The following is a 17,930-nucleotide window of genomic DNA, read 5'->3' as shown; positions in this document are numbered from 1 at the left end:
TATTCATCCTTCTTTCTAAGACAAAAGCCTGTCGCTCACATATCCTCTCAGCATATCTACCGTTACTTCGATAAAGCATCCACAGAATAAAATCAAGAATACTGCCGCTTCAATACACAAGAGTACCGCCACCTGAACCCAGTCCTGATAACAGACAATCGTTCCGATCATCAAAAGAATAAGCAGGAAAGTAAAAACCCCTTTTATAAAGCCATATAAATTGACTGTCAGCTTAATGCAAAGGCTGATCAGAGCCAAGATGATCCATACCGGAAGCAATATCAGTTTTTCAATTAATTTTAAAATTATCATGATTTCTCCTTTCCTCCATCAGGCAAAGCTGAAATCTGGCAAGGCTTGATGAAACCATTGTCCCGGATATATTCATAAATCCATTTCTGGATTTCCCTGTCGAGATATGAAATATCAACAGCTACAGTAAATTGCAGTTTCTTTTTATCAACGAGTTCGAGCAGTTCCGGTATAAGTTCCGTGAGACGAATATAACGCTGTATCTGCTTTGAACTTTCTCCAACCTGTTCAGCTAAAATATCTCTTGAAACAGTTCCTTTCAACTTCTGGCCATTTTGACCAGAAGTAATATCTGTCCTTCCTCCCTGGTGTTTCATGGCATCCAATTTCATTTTAAACGCATATGCCTTTTCACTCGGAAACAACTCTTCCCTCTGAATATTGGCATCTACCATTGCGATTACCGCTTCATCATCTGACAGTTCTCTGATGATTGCCGGAATTGTAGTAAGACCTGCGATAACAGCTGCATGCATTCTACAATGACCGGATATCATTTCATATTGATCATTCGCTGTTGGACGGATCAATACAGGAGTAAGCACTCCATTTTCCTTTACACTGTCTACCAGATCCTGCATTTTTCCATCATCAAGAACTTTAAAAGGATGATTCTTGAAACTATGGATCCTGCTGATTTCTATCTCCATAGCCGACTCTTCATTCAGAACTCCAAGCATTTCGTCAATACTTGTCAGTTTAACTTTTTCCCCGCTTCTATTTTTCATTTTCCAAAACCTCCTCTGTCAGATTTCTGTATGCCTCTGCAACTTTACTCCTGGGACAGTGTGCATAAATACTTATTCCTTCTGCGCTTGTTTCGGCAGCCTTTACAGACATAGGAATCGTATTTTGAAAGACAACAATCCTTGATCCGTATGTTTCATGTACTTTAGAAGAAATATCTTTCGCATAATTTGTTCTGTAATCGACCATAGTAAGAAGAATTCCCTGGATTTTCAATTTACGATTTAACCTCTTCTTTACCATCATGATTGTTTTAATTAACTGCTGAAGTCCTTTTACAGGAAGGTAAGCAGCCTGAACCGGGATAAGCACTGAATCTGATGCCACCAGAGCATTAATTGTCATCATTCCAAGACTTGGCATACAATCGATCAAAATATAATCGTATCGTTCTCTCATCATATCGATATAATCCTTCAGTATTAATTCCCTGCTCATAACATTTCCCATTGTCACTTCCAACGCAGAAAGTTCAATATTGCCGGGCATGATATCTATATTTTCCTCATGATGAAGAATCCCAGCTGCCATATCAATTTCTTCCTCATTAATAACAGCCGTCAGGATGTTTGCCAGAGTAACCGGAATTTCATCCGGTTCGACATATCCAAGGCTTGCAGTCAGACTTCCCTGCGGATCTGTATCGACAAGCAATACTTTATTCCCTTTTCTTACTAATCCAATGCCAAGATTTACAGCAGTAGTAGTCTTTGCGACTCCGCCTTTCTGATTTGCTATTGAAATAACCTTACACATTTTTTATCCTCCTCAATTACTGTTCCCAGTATTGTTCTGCCCAGAGTTTTAATATCGCCAGGATTTCCCGTTTCATTTTCTCCGGTGTATAACTGGATGGGAAATATCGGTGAAGCTGTTCATTTGTAAAAATCACTCTGGAGATTTCTCCCTTCTTAATCTCACTCATAATATCTTCCATCTTTTCTTTTGTGAGCTTTCCTTCTTTGCTTAACCTTTTCATCCGCTGCGCTTGTGACAGTGAAGGCGTAGACTGTGCATAATCCATAGCGTCGAGAAGCTGTTTTTGCTCTTCCTTCTTCAGAGAGGCGATCTCTACAGCAGGATTAAATCCGATCATTTCATCATCCAACTGTTGGAGCAGTTCCGGAATCAATTCTGTAATCTTGATATAGCGCTGAACCTGCTTAGGGCTGTCACCGCCTTCCTCTCTAATAATCTCGACTGTCTTTTTCCCTTTGAATTTGTGGTCAATTTGGCTACGCTTTCGACCGCCTTTTCTTTTCATTGCCTCATTTTTCATCATGTAGGCAAATGCCTTTTCGCTGTAGCTGATCCGCTCCCGCTGTAAATTAGAATCCACCATGGAAATAATCGCCTCGTCATCAGACATCACCCGGATGATTACGGGCAGCTTACGATATCCCAACTGCTGTGCCGCATATTTTCTTCTATGCCCTGCCACAATCTCATACACACCGTCCAGGACAGGTCTAACGATCAGTGGACTGAGTATCCCGTAATTTTGAATACTTTCTTTTAGAAGCGACATCTCTTTATCGTCCCTGACCTGAAATGGATGCTTCTTAAAATCACGAAGCCTCTCAATCTCAATTTCAATGACTTTCTCTTTTTCTTCCAATTCTTCCTCCTTCTTTCTTCTGATACGTAAAAAGCCCGTTCAGATCAGATTTTTATAAATCCGATCCAAACGAGCTTCTCGTTTGACATATCCATGTAATTGATATTGTATCAGCTTTGTTCAGATAATCCGTAATGACGTACCGCCTGTTTATCCAGCATTTTCTCTTTTTTACTATCTAAAACACAGGCTGACATCTAACTAAGCACTCATATTAGCTAAACGCTCTGAAAAAAAGTATTAGCCATAGAGCATATTTATTAGCTGGAGCCGCCGATTTTTGTCGGTGTATTAGCTGAGATTTCATTCCTGACAGATCCTTTTTTCTCTCCAGAAAATGAAATAAGCGGGTAATTATTCAGCCGTTCCAGCTAATAATTCCCGCTTATATTTGCCGTCTCCGGGAGGATTTGAACCTCTGACCCCTCGCTTAGGAGGCGAGTGCTCTATCCAGCTGAGCTACGAAGACATTCTCTGATTTTTGGCTTAAACACTGGGTTTTCAGCCTCTCGGTCAGATAACCGATTCTATGGTAACAGCCATTTTTTATGACTGGTAACCAACAATTTTTTCTGTTTCTTTGACAGTGAAGCGAACACCTTTTTCATGTTCAACTCCTGTTCAATTCGTTTCCGTACCAGATCCGATTTGTACTCAAATCTGCCTGTCCCTGCTTCCATGAGGTGTTCGCTTACCAAACACTTAGGAGGGATCCGTAATATCCATTTTACTAAGAGGACACAATATATAAAATTCACACACTCCCTATTATAACATAAATAGGGAGTGTTGTGAAGTATTTTTAGAAATTAATCCTACCCTGAAGCCATATTTCCGTACGGAATCTTCTTCCTACATCAGGTTCTCCCAGAACCCGATGCTTTGGCACACAGACGTCAAATATCATCTCATTGACGTTCAGCGTGAGGATCAGTATTTCTTCCTGTGTAACGTTGTTGACGTCCACATCCATAGCGATGATCTCTCCCATGATCGAGTATCTGTCACATTCCACGCCAGCTGGCATAAAGTATGTGTCTACGATGCTGAAAATATCTTCTTTCCTCTCAATTCTCTGGGACACCTGATGATAAAGATTCATATCATTTAATGTCAGAGTCTCGATAGCATCCTCGTTTCCTTCTCTTGCCGCGCTCAGGAGCATCATCCGATTGCGGAAGTCTTCTTTTTGCTGTTTTTTCTTCTGTTCATTTTTGATGACAGGCAGCAAAACGGTTCCTTCCAGTGCAAGGCCGGACAGTGTGATGGAAATTTTCTTCCTTCTCAGATTTCCGTTTTGTTTTTCCCTGAGATATTCCATCGCATTCTGGATATAAAAGATGATAGAGATATCTACCCTGGCATCCTCACAGATTCCTGTGTAGGCTTCCCGGTCCATACGTTTTTCCACCGTCATATCTGAATACATAGTAACGCCTTTTCCTTCGAAAATCGGTACAGCGTAGTCGCGTTCGAACTCTTCATGCATATCTACAGTGCCATAGAGTCCAAGAGCCAGACGTTCTCCGAATTTTTTTCTGTATTCACAGTAATCGGTATCCCGGTCGAGGATTCTTCTTTCGTGGGAGGTAAATGCGTATTTTGTCTCCCGTTCTATCTCTTTCATCTTGGATCCGGAGAAATCTCCGAATCCAATGGATTTTGTATATATATGCATTATCTTATTTCCTTCATACCGCCCATATATGGCTGCAATGCTTCCGGAATTCTCACAGAGCCATCTGCCTGGAGATTGTTTTCCAGAAATGCGATCAGCATTCTAGGCGGAGCAACAACTGTGTTATTTAATGTGTGTGCAAAATATTTTCCGTCTTTTCCTTTTACACGGATACCAAGACGTCTTGCCTGTGCGTCTCCCAGGTTGGAGCAGCTTCCCACTTCAAAATATTTTTTCTGTCTTGGAGACCATGCTTCCACATCGCAGGATTTTACTTTCAAGTCTGCGAGATCACCTGAACAGCACTCTAACGTGCGGACCGGAATATCCAGTGTGCGGAAGAAATCTACTGTATTCTTCCAGAGTTTTTCATACCATTCCATACTTTCTTCCGGTTTACATACCACGATCATTTCCTGCTTTTCGAACTGATGGATACGGTACACTCCTCTCTCCTCGATTCCGTGAGCACCTTTTTCCTTACGGAAACATGGAGAGTAGCTTGTGAGTGTTCTCGGAAGAGTTTCCTCCGGAAGCATTGTATCGATAAATTTTCCGATCATAGAATGTTCACTTGTTCCGATAAGATAAAGATCTTCTCCTTCGATCTTGTACATCATCGCATCCATTTCAGCGAAGCTCATAACCCCAGTCACTACATTGCTGCGGATCATGAACGGAGGCACACAGTAAGTGAATCCTCTGTTGATCATAAAATCTCTCGCATAAGAGATCACAGCGGAATGGAGTCTTGCAATATCGCCCATCAAATAGTAGAAACCGTTTCCTGCCACTTTTCCAGCGCTTTCCAGATCGATTCCATTGAATTTTTCCATGATTTCTGTGTGATACGGAATTTCGTAATCCGGAACAACCGGCTCGCCGAAACGTTCCAGCTCCACATTTTCACTGTCGTCTTTTCCTACCGGCACAGAAGGATCTATAATATTCGGGATGACCATCATGATCTTTTTGATCTTTTCTTCTACTTCTTTTTCTTCCTGAGACAGTTCTGCTGTTCTTCCCGCATTTGCCTCAACCTGCTTTTTCAGTTCTTCTGCTTCTTCTTTCTTTCCCTGTGCCATACATGCGCCGATCTGTTTTGAAATCTTATTCTTATCTGCACGCAGCGCTTCGACTTCCTGTTTGATTTCTCTGTTTCTCTTATCCAGCTCGATGACTTCATCTACGAGAGGAAGTTTCTCATCCTGGAATTTCTTTTTGATATTCTCTTTGACTGTATCCGGATTGTTTCTGACAAATTTGATATCTAACATAATTTTTCTTTCCTTCCTTTTATTTATGAATTTACTTTTTCCAGATCATATGTTTCCTGATATATTGCACGTTCCAGAGCCTCTGTCTCCTCGTCTGAAAGTTCCATATAACTTTCACCTCTGACGATCTCTTTCATGTACATGTAGCACCCTTCTCTGCTGTGCATCACATTCAATATCCATCCATTATCATTCCCATCCAGCATGGAAAAAGCAAAGCTCAAATTTCCGCCCATTTCATGAAAGGCATCATATCTGACCATTCCCGTTTTCTGATAACTTCCGGTAAACCTTTCTTTTATTACTCTCAGTTCAATCTGATTCTCCTCTGAGAGCATCTCTATTTCTTCCATCTTTTCCAGATGACCCTGTATATTTTCCTCCAACGATTTTCCATCTTTTCCTCTCATAAAGAGACTGTAGCTTCTCTTTAATCTTGCATGTTTCATGTGAAGTCTGATTACCATCACAAACAAAATGACGATCAGTATGGCCATCGCGAGAAAAAGATAAAACGGATCGATTCCTATACTCTCTAAGATCGTGCTTTGCATACTATCTGACTCCTTCTTTTATGCTCATAATCATTTCAAATAATCTTTCCAGCTCTTCATCAGAATAGTATTCTATCTCTATTTTTCCTCTTCCGTTTGCTTTTCTGTTTACACAGACTTTTGTCCCCATGATTCCCTTCATCCGTTCCTCAAGATCCCGATAAATAAAATCATTTTCCCTGGACTGTTTTTCTTTCTTTTCTTTTGGATTTTTTAATTCCTTGATAAGTTTTTCCAGTTCTCGGACACTCAGCTTTTCATCAAATACTTTGTTCGCGATAGCATACTGCTCTTCGCCGTCTTCCAGCCCGAGCAACGTTCTTGCATGTCCTGTGGAAATCATATCCTCGATGACCATCTGCTGTACTCTATCATCCAATTTCAACAGACGTATGGAATTGGTAACCGCAGTACGGCTCTTTGCCACCCTCTCGGCTATCTCGTCCTGTTTCATGTGAAACTCTTTCATCAACCGCTTGTAGGCCATAGCTTCTTCAATGGGATTTAGGTTTTCTCTCTGAATATTTTCAATCAAAGCGATCTCCACAACTTCCTTGTCTGTGTACTCACGGACAATAACCGGAACCTCCTTGATCCCAGCCAGCTTAGCAGCGCGCCATCTTCTCTCCCCTGCAATAATTTCAAAATATCCATCTTTTTGCTGTACGAGAAGCGGCTGAAGCACTCCAAACTGTTTGATGGAGTCTGCCAGTTCTAGCAGAGAGTCTTCTTCAAATTTTTTTCTTGGCTGTTCCCTGTTAGGCTCTACCTTGTTGATTTTTACCATTCTTTCACCTGATGATACGGTTTCTTCTTTGTTTTCTTTTTGGGCAGCACTGTTTTTCCTGGATCCTTTATTATCCGGAATCAAACTGTCCAACCCTTTGCCGAGGCCTTTTCCTAATCCACTTCTTTTTACTGTCATTCTTCCTCTCCTTTATGAATCACTTCATCTGCCAACAACATGTAACTCTCTGCTCCTGTGGATTTCGGATCATAAAGATTGATCGGCATTCCGTAGCTTGGAGCTTCCGCCAGCCGGATATTTCTAGGAATAATTGTTTTGTAGATAGTCTGTTCCAGATTGTCTTTGACATTTTCCACCACCTGGAGGGAAAGATTAGTTCTGGCATCATACATCGTAAATACGACACCTTCCATTCTCAATTTGTCATTGAGACGATCCTGCACAAGCTCAATTGTATGAATCAGCTGACTAAGACCTTCCAGCGCATAGTACTCACACTGTATTGGAACAAGAACACTGTCCGCAGTCGTCATGGCATTGATCGTGAGCATATTCAAAGACGGTGGGCAGTCGATAATAACAAAATCATAGTTTTCTTTTATCTTATCCACTTCTCCTCTTAGGATGTACTCTTTATTTTCCACACCCATGATTTCAATCTCTGCGGCAGACAGATTAATATTCGCTGGAAGGACATCCAGGTTTTCAAGTACGTCTTTACAAAGGACTTCTTCTATTTCTGCGGAACCGATAATAAGATCATAGACTGTTGCTTCTACCTGATCTTTCTCCACCCCCAACCCGCTGGTCATATTTCCCTGCGGATCCATATCGATCGCCAATATTTTTTTCCCTTTTGCTGCCAGACATGCTGCCAGATTAATAGCAGTTGTTGTCTTTCCTACGCCGCCTTTCTGATTGGCAACCGCGATAATTCTATCCATTTATACCTCACCTTTCTTTCATAGGCATTATTATAACACCTTTTCTATACAGAATCTAGAAAATGTTTCATGTGAAACAAAACAAATCCTTCTATTATTATGTCTGAAAATTTATTGTTTCTTTTCTTTCCTTGGCTATGCTATTGTAGTATAATAATGATGTTAGGGTAAAACATAACAAAGAAAGTTGGCATGGTAATTTATGAAGAAAAAATTATGGACTTTAGGTATATTAGCAACTCTGTCAGCCGCAGCAATATATGTCATCAACAAACTTACATTTTATATTTCCACTATTGACAATCTGCTTCACAAAAACGGAGAAAATGAATATAACTGGAGATTTGGAAAGATACATTATGTAAAAAAAGGCACGGGAAAACCTCTGCTTCTGCTCCACGATCTGTCTCCTGTCAGTTCTTCCTGTGAGTGGGACAATGTTCTTCCGCTATTATCAAAAAATCACACTGTATACACTGTTGATCTTCTTGGATGTGGATCTTCAGAAAAACCGAATCTGACATATACAAATTTCCTCTATGTTCAGATGATTTCTGATTTTATCAAAAACATCGTAGGAGAACCTTGCGATATAATAGCATCCGGGAATTCTGCTCCTCTGGCTTTGATGGCCTGCACAGGCGAAAGAGAAATGATAGATAAAATGATTTTTGTAAATCCTCAGAATCTCCATGACCTGGCAAAAGTTCCTACAAAACGTTCAAAGTTATTATATCATTTTATTAATCTGCCGTTGATTGGCACTTTACTCTACAATATTTTATTTGCTAAAAAACGTATAGAATCTCTTTTTGAAACTGAATACTATTATGATCCTGCTCTCATCGAAGATATTACCGTAAATACTTTTTATGAAGCAGCCCACACTGAATATATGCGTTCTCGACATTTGTTTGCAAGTATGAAAGGGAATTATGTAAATGTGAATCTGGCATCTTTTCTTCCTTCCATCACAAACAGCGTGTTTATTATTCATGGCGGCGGAAATCCAATGTATGAGGCAGATGCAAAACTGTACCAAAGATTTCTTCCATCTATCGAGATTATTTCCATATCTCAGACAAAACGTCTTCCTCAGATGGAAGCCCCAAATGTCTTTGCAGAACAAGTAGAGATTCTATTGGATCCGAAATAATACGAACTTAAAAATGGAGATGTTTCACATGAAACATCTCCATTTTTATACGGGCTTTTATTTAAAAACTATTTTAACGGCTCTTTTGTCGGCATACCAGCCTTTCGCGGATATTTTTTTGCCGTCTGTTTTTTCTTGTCAGCCACAACAAAAGACCTCTTTATATCTGTATCCGGCAGGGTAAACTTTATCACACCTGAAATCGTTCCTCCCAGTATAAATACTGCCTTTTCTGACTCTTTTACTTCCTCATCTATCTCTCCGGATTTATAAGAAATAAATTTACCTCCCACTTTCACATAAGGAAGACAATATTCCGACAGAGATGCAAGATTGGCTACTGCTCTGGAAACACAGAGATCAAAACTTTCTCTGTACTCGGCTTTTTTTGCAAAATCCTCTGCCCTTCCATGTATCGTAGAAATCCCATCCAATCCCAGCTCTTTGATCACTGCATTTAAAAACTGAATTCGCTTATTGAGAGAATCCAGCAGAACAACCTCCAGTTCCGGAAATGCAATTTTCAAAGGGAGTCCCGGAAATCCAGCTCCAGTTCCAATATCAATTACCTTTTTTACCTGATTCAGATCAACGATCTTTACAATTGACAGGCTGTCCACAAAATGTTTTTCATTGACCTCATCATATTCTGTGATACCAGTAAGATTCATTACTTTGTTCCATTCTACCAGCATCTCATAGTAACGATCAAACTGTGCATATTGTTTTTCATTTAGTTTCAATCCCAAGGCGTCAAGTTTTTTTTCAAAAAGTGTATTCATATTTCTCCCTTTTCTATACTTTATTTTTTTCACAAATCAGTGTACAAAAAACTACTTTTCCAGACTATCGAATTGATTCCAGATAAACAAGGAGTACAGATATGTCAGCAGGTGAAACTCCAGATATTCTGGATGCCTGTCCGATAGATACCGGACGCTGCTCTTTCAATTTCTGAACAGCTTCAATCCGCAGGCTTTTCACTTTGTCATAATCGATATCTTCTGGAATACGCTTTTTTTCCATCTTTTTGAACTGTTCGACTTGCCTCATCTGACGTTTAATATATCCGTCATACTTGATATTGATGTTTATCTGTTCCGATGTTTCATGTGAAACATTTGGTCTTTGCGGGTCAATAGGCGCCAGAATCTCATAACTTAATTCCGGTCTGCGTATCAACTCTGCAATGGTAGATCCGGATGAAAGCGGAGTACTTCCATACTGTTTGAGCAAGTTTTGTACCGCTTCACTCGTTCCAACATTTACATGTTCTACTCGTTCTATCTCAGATGCAATTTGTTTTTCTTTTTCTAACAGTCTTTCATACCTTTCTTGTGGTATCAGACCAATTTCATATCCAATTTTTGTCAATCGCTGATCTGCATTATCCTGTCTCAAAAGAAGGCGATATTCCGCTCTTGACGTCATCATCCGGTAAGGCTCATGACTTTCTTTTGTGACCAGATCATCAATGAGAACCCCTATATATGCCTGAGAACGATCCAGGACAATTTGTTCTCCGCCTTTCATCTTCAACGCCGCATTGATACCCGCAATGAGCCCCTGAGCTGCCGCTTCTTCATAGCCAGAGCTTCCATTAAACTGCCCTGCGCTGTAGAGTCCTTCAATTTCCCGGAATTCCAGCGTCGGATAGAGCTGTCTTGCATCGATGCAATCATACTCGATCGCGTAAGCATTCCTCATAATTTTGGCATGTTCCAGCCCCGGGACAGAACGGTACATTTCATATTGCACATCTTCAGGAAGGGAACTTGACATCCCCCCGATATACATCTCGGTAGTCGATTCTCCCTCCGGTTCAATAAATACCTGATGCCGATCTTTGTCAGCAAATTTAACAATCTTGTCCTCGATAGACGGACAGTACCGTGGACCGGTTCCTTCGATCATTCCAGAAAACAGCGGAGAGCGATCCAGATTGTTTCTTATAATTTCATGAGTCCTCTCATTTGTGTACGTAAGCCAGCACGAAACCTGCTCTCTCTGAATCGATTCCGGATCTGTAGTAAAGGAAAACGGCGTGACATATTCATCTCCTTTTTGCTCCTCCATCTTAGAAAAGTCGATGGAATTTCGGTCAATTCTCGCCGGCGTTCCTGTTTTGAACCGATACATCCTGATACCAAGATTTTTTAGACAGTCTGTTAGATGTGTGGCAGCCTGCAGTCCATTTGGCCCCGTCTCCAGGCTTACATCCCCGTAAATACACCGCGCTTTTAAATACGTCCCCGTACAGAGAATGACAGCCCGGCACGGGTATACGGCGCCCGATACGATGCGGACTCCTGTTACCTTTCCCTCTTCTGTCAGTATTTCTGTAACTTCCGTCTGCTTGATATCCAGGTTCTCCTGATTTTCCAGTACCATTCTCATAGCTGTACTGTAGCGAGCCTTATCTGCCTGCGCCCGCAGCGAGTGAACCGCCGGTCCTTTTGAACGGTTGAGCATTTTGGACTGAATGAAGGTCTGGTCGATGATTTTTCCCATCTCTCCTCCCAGAGCATCTACTTCCCTGACAAGGTGTCCTTTAGAAGTCCCTCCTATATTTGGATTACATGGCATCATAGCCACACTCTCCATGCTTACTGTAAATACAATGGTTCTCATCCCAAGCCTTGCACATGCGAGGGCTGCCTCACAACCCGCATGTCCGGCCCCTATGACCGCTACATCATACACATCCTTATTTTCCCATACAGAATTTGCTGAATATTTCATTGACCAGATCCTCTCCTATCGTTTCTCCTGTAATATTTCCCAGCGCCTCATATGCATCCATCAGATCGATGGTATAAAAGTCTTCCGGCATCCCTGCCTCCACACTGTCTTTTACCCTCTGCAGGCTCTCATACGCTTTTCCAAGCGCCTCCTTCTGCCTTATATTCGTAATATAAATCTCATCATTAAAGGTTATTTCTCCCTGGAAAAACATATCTTTTAATATTGTTTCCAGCTCATGAATCCCCTCTTCTTCTTTGGCCGAAATCTCTATCATCGGTTTGTCCAGATATTGTTTCAGTTCTTCCTTGGAGATCTTTGTCTCCAGATCCGACTTATTCAGAAGTACTACAGCCTTCTTCTCTCTGATCATCCGGATAATCTCAAAATCATTTTCATCCAATTCTCTGGAAGCATCCACCACAAAAATTACCAGATCCGCGTCCTGCATCTGATCTTTCGCCTTGTTTACCCCGATCTTTTCCACAATATCTTCTGTCTTTCGTATACCGGCCGTGTCAACGATATTGAGACTGATTCCATTGAGCTGGATACTTTCTTCCAGCACATCCCTTGTAGTTCCCTCTATGTCTGTCACAATTGCTCTTTCTTCCCCTACAAGAGCATTGAGAAGTGATGATTTTCCGGCATTTGGTTTTCCAATGATCACAGTCCGGATCCCTTCCTGGATCATCCTGCCGTTATCCGCATCCTTCATGAGTTTTTGGAGTGTTTTCAACAATTCGTCCAGTTTATCCACCAGTTTTTCTCCATACCCGTCCAGGCTGATGTGCTCCGGATCGTCTAAAGCCGACTCAATGTAGGCTGTGTGATACAGTATTTCTTCCCGTATTTTTCCTATTTTTTTCTGTACCGCTCCTCGCAGCTGACTTACGGAATTCTTCAGCGCGTATTTGTTTTTGGCGTGGATGACATCGATGACGGCCTCCGCCCGGGACAAATCCATCTTCCCGTTCAGAAATGCCCTCTTTGTGAATTCACCCGGCTCGGCCGTCCTTGCACCATTTTTGATAACTGTTTCCAGTATTTTCTTGACGACATAGACGCCGCCGTGGCAATTTATTTCTATTGTATCTTCACCTGTATAACTGTGTGGTCCTCTCATGATCATGACCAACACTTCGTCGATTGTATCTTCCCCATCCTTTATCCATCCGTAATGCACGGTGTGGGACGGCTGTTCTGATATTTTCTTCTTCCCTTTATAAATCCGGTCAATGACATCGAAAGCTTCCGGTCCGCTGATCCTCACAATTCCAATACCGGAATCTGTCATCGCCGTAGCAATGGCTGCAATTGTCTGTGTTGTTTTCATGTATCTTCCCTTTTCTTTCCCGCAAAAGAATACAAAAGGGGCAGACTTTCCCTTTTTTCGGAAAATCAACCCCTTGTTCTGCTTTGTTTACTTATTTCTGGACAGTGTTACTACAACCCTTCTATATGGTTCTTCTCCCTCGCTGTGGGTGGAGACATATTTATCTGACTGCAGTGCTGAGTGAATGATTCTTCTCTCATACGGATTCATCGGTTCCAGAGAAACAGCTTTCTTTGTACGCTTAACTTTGTATGCAACGTTTTTTGCCAGGTTTTCAAGCGTTTCCTTTCTTCTTCTCCGATAATCCTCCGTATCCAGCTTTACTCTGACATAGCCATCCTGCATCTTATTGGCCACTCTGTTTGTGAGATACTGGAGAGAATCCAGCGTCTGGCCTCTTTTTCCGATCAGGATACCCATATTTTTTCCGTTCATTTCTATGGACAGCGCACCGTCTTCATCTACGCAGGAATTGACTTTCACATCACCCATTCCCATTGCCGCCAAAACGTCATAAAGGAATTTTTCACATGCCGCGATTGTAGCTTCTTCTACATCCGCCAGTTCCTTTGACTCCCGGCTTTCATTCTTTTTCTGTTTTTTGGCCGGCTTTTCATCCAGTTTTACCTCAGAGATTGTTTCCTGTATCTCTTCTTTCAGGTCTTCCAGAGTCTCTTCCTTTACTTCTGTTTTCTTTCTCCAGGCACGGATCACTGCCTGTTTGCTTCCTATGCCGAGGAATCCGCTGCTTCCTTTTTCAATTACATCATATTCCAGCATGTCGCTTGTGATACCAAGCTGAATCAGGGCTTCTGTAATTGCATCATCGAGTGTCTTTGCTGATACTGTAATTTCACCCATCTCAATAACCTCTTTCCTCATTTACTTCTTTTCACTATCTTTACGGTTATTTTCATTAAACTGCTTTACAAGATTTGCCTTTGAAGCAAGGCTTCCCTGTTTTGCATTTTTATTCTTTTCCTGTGCCTTTTTGAGGACTTCTTCTCTTTCCTGCTCTGTCATTGTTCTGCGCTTCGGCTCCTCGATCCTTCTCGCATTTACCTGAGCCATCTCGGAAAGTTTCTTGGCATTCGTGCCTTTCTTTTCTCTCTTCTTCGCTGCTTTTTCCTGATTCTTTTCAATCAGCTCTTCGATAGAGATTTTTTCCAGATGTTTGTTGATCACATACTGCTGAACCATACGCACGACTGCACTGGCGATCCAGTAAAGACCGATACCAGATGGGAATGTAAATACCATAAACACGGAGAACAGCGGCATGATCTTCATCGTCGTGTTCATGGACGCCATCATAGGATTATCCTTGTTGTCCTTTGAGTTTGTCGTTGCCGTAGGAGTCATCTTCATACTCATATACTGAGTGATACCGGAGATCAACGGAATAGACAATGCCAGGATTGCTGTCGCGATGGCTCCCGTCTTGATGGAATCCATAAAGATCGTAAGCGGCGTCTCGGCGATATTGATCCCAATAAAGGAATTCAGGTGAGCCAATCCTTCCTGCGTAGAATGGATCAACGTCTCCAGATCCGGCAGCTTGTCTGCCAATTTGTCCCAAGTGCTTTCCTGGAACTTGTAAAGTGCATCTACAATAATATTCTCTTTGCTGAAATCAAATCTGGACGGATCCATCATGATTTCTCTTGATTTACCGATGGCTTCCATAGCTGCCTGTCCGCCGTCCGTCTCCAGAATCTTGCCCACAAGCGGCATGTACACATCTTTGATACCGGATACATATGCCGGGATATTACGGATTACATAAAACAGACCCCAGATGATCGGAAGCTGAATAAGCAGCTGGGAACATCCGCCCATCATGGACGTTCCGTATTTTTCATAGACCATCTTGGTCTCTTCCTGCATCTTCATCATAGATGCCTGGTCTTTTTTACCTTTGTACTTGTTCTGAATCCTCTGAAGTTCCGGACTCATAACAGAAGTCAGCCTGGAAGCTTTCTGCTGTTTGTACGTTAACGGAAGAAGCAATGTATAAATAATGATCGTGAAAATAATGATACAAAGACCGATATTTTCAATATGGAACACATTACTTAAGACATTGAAAATTCCATTCATCAAATGTCCGAGCAGCCATGAAATCTGGCCGACAATCGGAGCGGATGACTGTGTCAGTAATAATCCTTCCATTTGTTTTCCTCCATATTCGGGTATTCTCTTCTACTTTTACGGGACCGGATCGTAACCGCCCCGGTGAAATGGATTACAGCGAAGGATTCTCCATACTGTCAAAAGTCCGCCTTTGAGCGCACCGTACTTTTCTATTGCCTCCAGTCCATACTCGGAACAGGTAGGAGTGTAGATACAGTGCTGTGTCGGAAGTTTATATTTCGAAAGATGTTTTCTGTAAAATCGAATCACTGCGATCAAAAACTTTTTCATCTAATCCTCTCCATTCTGAAGAATCTGCTGTGTTTCCTTTTCATATATGTGATGAAGCTTTCCGAGGTGGACCAGCGCACTCTCCATATCAAAATAACTCCTGCCTTTGGCAGAAGGCCGTGCAATTATCACAATATCATATCCACACTGGAAATATTCTTCGTGAAGCCGATAACTTTCTCTCAACAAACGGGTTACTCTATGCCGGACTACACTGTTCCCTACCTTTTTGCTCACAGAAATACCCAGCCGGTTCTTCAAAAGCCCGTTTTCTCTCACATACATCACAAGATATCTGTTTGCCAAGGATTTTCCTTTCCTGTAATTCATCTGAAAATCCCTGTTCTTTTTCAATGATTCCGAAAAATTCATTGTGCTTTCTGCTCCTGATTTTTAGCTTCTTCTATCCCGAAAATTTGTTTCTGAATAGAAGAAAAGGCCACATATATGCGGCCTACGCGGATAACTGTTTTCTTCCTTTTGCTCTTCTGGCTGCAAGAACTTTTCTTCCGCCTGCTGTACTCATTCTTGCTCTGAATCCATGAACTTTTGCTCTGGAACGTTTTTTCGGCTGAAATGTCATTTTCATCGCTTTACACCTCCTTGACCTGAAACTTATATATATAAATATAAGTACGTTGTTTTCGTTCTTTAATGAAAGACACCACGTTTGATTATAGTAAAAAAGTTCCCCCACGTCAAGCAGTTCCGGCACTTTTTTTCACCTGATTTTTCGTTTACGCTCTCCCCTATGTATCCCCACCGCGGTCAAGTGTTTTCAACATTTTGTGGATAATTATGTGATTTTATGTGGAAAACATGTTGGTTTCTACTAATTTTCCTCATTTTTCGACGTTTTTAGGCGGTTTTTCGATGTTCAAAACATTATCCACATTGATTTTACATTGCGTTAACAGTACTTTTGTTGTAATATATAAGGGAGTGATTCTATTTATTTTCACTTAAACTAAAGGATTAGGAGTCATCGAAAATGGACATCGTAACAGAAAAATGGAATGAAATTATTGAAAATGTAAGACTTGAGCATAGTCTTTCCGACGTTTCGTTTAAAACATGGATTCTTCCATTAAAAGTCTATGATGTAATTGAAAATACCGTCTATATCCTTGTAACTCTAGATGGGACAGGTGATTATATCGATTACATAGAGAAAAAATATCTTCTTCCTTTTAAAGTAAGCATTGCGGAAATCACGGGAACGGAATATGATGTCAAATTTATCCCTGATAACCCAAGCGAACTTGAAAAAGTGGAAGAGATCGCGAATGCTCATAAGAAAAAATCAACAAAGAAAAATGACAATATGCTCATGATCGAACGTGCAAATTTGAATCCTCGATACACGTTCGAGACTTTTGTCGTGGGCAAAAACAACAATTTCGCCCATGCTGCCTCCCTGGCAGTGGCCGAATCTCCAGGTGAAGTTTACAATCCGCTGTTCCTCTACGGAGGCGTCGGACTTGGAAAAACTCATCTGATGCACTCCATCGCCCACTTCATTTTGGAACGTGATCCAAAGAAAAAAGTATTGTACGTGACCAGCGAGGCATTTACAAACGAATTGATCGAATCTCTGAAAAGCGGAAAAACAGGGAATGAACTTCCGATGACTGCATTCCGCGAAAAATATAGAAATGTCGATGTACTCCTTATTGACGATATACAGTTTATCATAGGAAAAGAAAGTACTCAGGAAGAGTTTTTCCACACATTTAATCACCTTCATGTATCCGGAAAACAGATCATCATCTCCTCTGATAAACCGCCGAAAGACATCGAGACACTGGAAGCACGTCTTCGCACCCGGTTCGAATGGGGACTCATCGCCGACATTTCTGCACCGGACTATGAGACGAGGATGGCCATTTTAAAGAAAAAAATCGAATCTGATCAGCTTGAGCGGTACCATATCCCTGAAGATGTACTTCAGTTTATCGCTGCAAATATTAAGTCTAATATCCGGGAGCTGGAAGGTTCGCTCAATAAACTGATCGCTTTATATAAATTAAAGAACGAAGAGATCAACATTGCACTGGCCGCTGAGGCATTGAAAGATCTGATTTCACCTGATGAAAACCGAAAAATCACACCGGAATTGATCATTGATACTGTATCTGAGCATTTTGGAGTCTCCGTCACAGACTTAAAGAGTGCAAGCCGGGATGCCCGCACGACAAATGCACGGCATATCGCCATGTTCCTCTGCCGAACGATGACGGACACCCCTCTGAAGACGATCGGAAGCCTTCTTGGCGGCCGAGACCACTCGACTGTGAAACATGGTGTGGATAAAATGTCGAAAGATATGGAAAACAATGATTCACTGAAAAATACGATCAATATCATCAAGAAAAAAATCAATCCGCTTTAAGG

18 protein-coding genes, 1 tRNA gene and 1 pseudogene are annotated in these 17,930 nt (G+C 41.4%); 2 read left to right on the top strand and 18 right to left on the bottom strand.

Annotated elements, in window-relative coordinates; translation table 11 throughout:
• Window positions 1-15: 15 nt before the first annotated feature.
• The 10 genes and pseudogenes from FLB61_RS06345 to FLB61_RS06300 form a co-directional block, all read right to left on the bottom strand.
• Entirely contained in the window at window positions 16-312 is a 297-nt protein-coding gene (locus FLB61_RS06345) for a hypothetical protein (protein ID WP_221919692.1), read from the bottom strand.
• Between the two features lie 23 nt (window positions 313-335).
• Window positions 336-1,040, bottom strand: a pseudogene (locus FLB61_RS06340) (ParB/RepB/Spo0J family partition protein); the annotation flags it as partial.
• Entirely contained in the window at window positions 1,030-1,815 is a 786-nt protein-coding gene (locus FLB61_RS06335; RefSeq protein ID WP_221919690.1) for a ParA family protein, read from the bottom strand. The pseudogene FLB61_RS06340 and the gene FLB61_RS06335, both read right to left, overlap by 11 nt.
• 16 nt (window positions 1,816-1,831) lie before the next feature.
• On the bottom strand, window positions 1,832-2,677 hold the full coding sequence (locus FLB61_RS06330) for a ParB/RepB/Spo0J family partition protein (RefSeq protein ID WP_246599139.1): 846 nt from the start codon (window positions 2,675-2,677) through the stop codon (window positions 1,832-1,834).
• A 395-nt stretch (window positions 2,678-3,072) separates the two neighbouring features.
• A tRNA-Arg gene (locus FLB61_RS06325) sits at window positions 3,073-3,146 on the bottom strand.
• Window positions 3,147-3,479: 333 nt separating this feature from the next.
• Window positions 3,480-4,355 carry a DUF3881 family protein gene (locus tag FLB61_RS06320; protein ID WP_087202151.1) on the bottom strand — a complete coding sequence of 292 codons (876 nt, stop codon included), beginning with the start codon at window positions 4,353-4,355 and terminating at the stop codon, window positions 3,480-3,482.
• Window positions 4,355-5,632, bottom strand: coding sequence for a serine--tRNA ligase (serS, locus tag FLB61_RS06315; protein WP_221919689.1), 1,278 nt, complete (start codon window positions 5,630-5,632; stop codon window positions 4,355-4,357). The genes FLB61_RS06320 and serS overlap by 1 nt, the downstream gene beginning before the upstream one ends.
• A gap of 23 nt (window positions 5,633-5,655) precedes the next feature.
• Window positions 5,656-6,186 carry a DUF4446 family protein gene (locus FLB61_RS06310; protein ID WP_221919688.1) on the bottom strand — a complete coding sequence of 177 codons (531 nt, stop codon included), beginning with the start codon at window positions 6,184-6,186 and terminating at the stop codon, window positions 5,656-5,658.
• Between the two features lies 1 nt (window position 6,187).
• Window positions 6,188-7,111, bottom strand: a complete 924-nt coding sequence (locus FLB61_RS06305; RefSeq protein ID WP_087212710.1) for a ParB/RepB/Spo0J family partition protein — start codon at window positions 7,109-7,111, stop codon at window positions 6,188-6,190.
• Complete coding sequence (locus FLB61_RS06300) at window positions 7,108-7,878, bottom strand: ParA family protein (RefSeq protein WP_087212707.1); 771 nt, start codon at window positions 7,876-7,878, stop codon at window positions 7,108-7,110. Before FLB61_RS06300 ends, FLB61_RS06305 begins: the two co-directional genes overlap by 4 nt.
• A gap of 202 nt (window positions 7,879-8,080) precedes the next feature.
• Between FLB61_RS06300 and FLB61_RS06295 the strand changes: the two genes are divergently transcribed.
• Window positions 8,081-9,034, top strand: a complete 954-nt coding sequence (locus tag FLB61_RS06295) for an alpha/beta fold hydrolase (RefSeq protein WP_087212704.1) — start codon at window positions 8,081-8,083, stop codon at window positions 9,032-9,034.
• Between the two features lie 68 nt (window positions 9,035-9,102).
• Here the strand turns inward: FLB61_RS06295 and rsmG are convergent, their stop codons facing one another.
• From rsmG to rpmH, 8 genes are all read right to left on the bottom strand, one after another.
• Entirely contained in the window at window positions 9,103-9,816 is a 714-nt protein-coding gene (gene rsmG, locus FLB61_RS06290; protein ID WP_087212700.1) for a 16S rRNA (guanine(527)-N(7))-methyltransferase RsmG, read from the bottom strand.
• Between the two features lie 64 nt (window positions 9,817-9,880).
• Window positions 9,881-11,776, bottom strand: coding sequence for a tRNA uridine-5-carboxymethylaminomethyl(34) synthesis enzyme MnmG (gene mnmG / locus FLB61_RS06285; RefSeq protein ID WP_221919687.1), 1,896 nt, complete (start codon window positions 11,774-11,776; stop codon window positions 9,881-9,883).
• The gene (gene mnmE, locus FLB61_RS06280) at window positions 11,742-13,112 is read right to left on the bottom strand and encodes a tRNA uridine-5-carboxymethylaminomethyl(34) synthesis GTPase MnmE (protein ID WP_221919686.1); all 1,371 of its coding nucleotides are present in this window, start codon (window positions 13,110-13,112) and stop codon (window positions 11,742-11,744) included. The genes mnmG and mnmE overlap by 35 nt, the downstream gene beginning before the upstream one ends.
• 87 nt (window positions 13,113-13,199) lie before the next feature.
• Complete coding sequence (gene jag / locus FLB61_RS06275; protein ID WP_087202133.1) at window positions 13,200-13,973, bottom strand: RNA-binding cell elongation regulator Jag/EloR; 774 nt, start codon at window positions 13,971-13,973, stop codon at window positions 13,200-13,202.
• Between the two features lie 21 nt (window positions 13,974-13,994).
• Window positions 13,995-15,284 carry a YidC/Oxa1 family membrane protein insertase gene (locus FLB61_RS06270; RefSeq protein WP_221919685.1) on the bottom strand — a complete coding sequence of 430 codons (1,290 nt, stop codon included), beginning with the start codon at window positions 15,282-15,284 and terminating at the stop codon, window positions 13,995-13,997.
• A gap of 36 nt (window positions 15,285-15,320) precedes the next feature.
• Window positions 15,321-15,536 carry a membrane protein insertion efficiency factor YidD gene (gene yidD / locus FLB61_RS06265; protein ID WP_087202129.1) on the bottom strand — a complete coding sequence of 72 codons (216 nt, stop codon included), beginning with the start codon at window positions 15,534-15,536 and terminating at the stop codon, window positions 15,321-15,323.
• Window positions 15,537-15,908 carry a ribonuclease P protein component gene (gene rnpA, locus FLB61_RS06260; RefSeq protein WP_087212688.1) on the bottom strand — a complete coding sequence of 124 codons (372 nt, stop codon included), beginning with the start codon at window positions 15,906-15,908 and terminating at the stop codon, window positions 15,537-15,539. It abuts the gene before it with no gap.
• Between the two features lie 82 nt (window positions 15,909-15,990).
• The gene (gene rpmH, locus FLB61_RS06255) at window positions 15,991-16,125 is read right to left on the bottom strand and encodes a 50S ribosomal protein L34 (RefSeq protein WP_008977315.1); all 135 of its coding nucleotides are present in this window, start codon (window positions 16,123-16,125) and stop codon (window positions 15,991-15,993) included.
• Between the two features lie 402 nt (window positions 16,126-16,527).
• On the opposite strand from rpmH, the gene dnaA reads away from it, so the two are divergent.
• Complete coding sequence (gene dnaA, locus FLB61_RS06250; RefSeq protein WP_087202125.1) at window positions 16,528-17,928, top strand: chromosomal replication initiator protein DnaA; 1,401 nt, start codon at window positions 16,528-16,530, stop codon at window positions 17,926-17,928.
• Window positions 17,929-17,930 lie beyond the last annotated feature (2 nt).

Source organism: Sellimonas caecigallum (genome assembly GCF_019754295.1).
GTDB lineage: Bacteria > Bacillota > Clostridia > Lachnospirales > Lachnospiraceae > Sellimonas > Sellimonas caecigallum.
The sequence above is the reverse complement of the archived record's forward strand: the minus strand, read 5'-3'. Positions and strand labels throughout refer to the sequence as shown.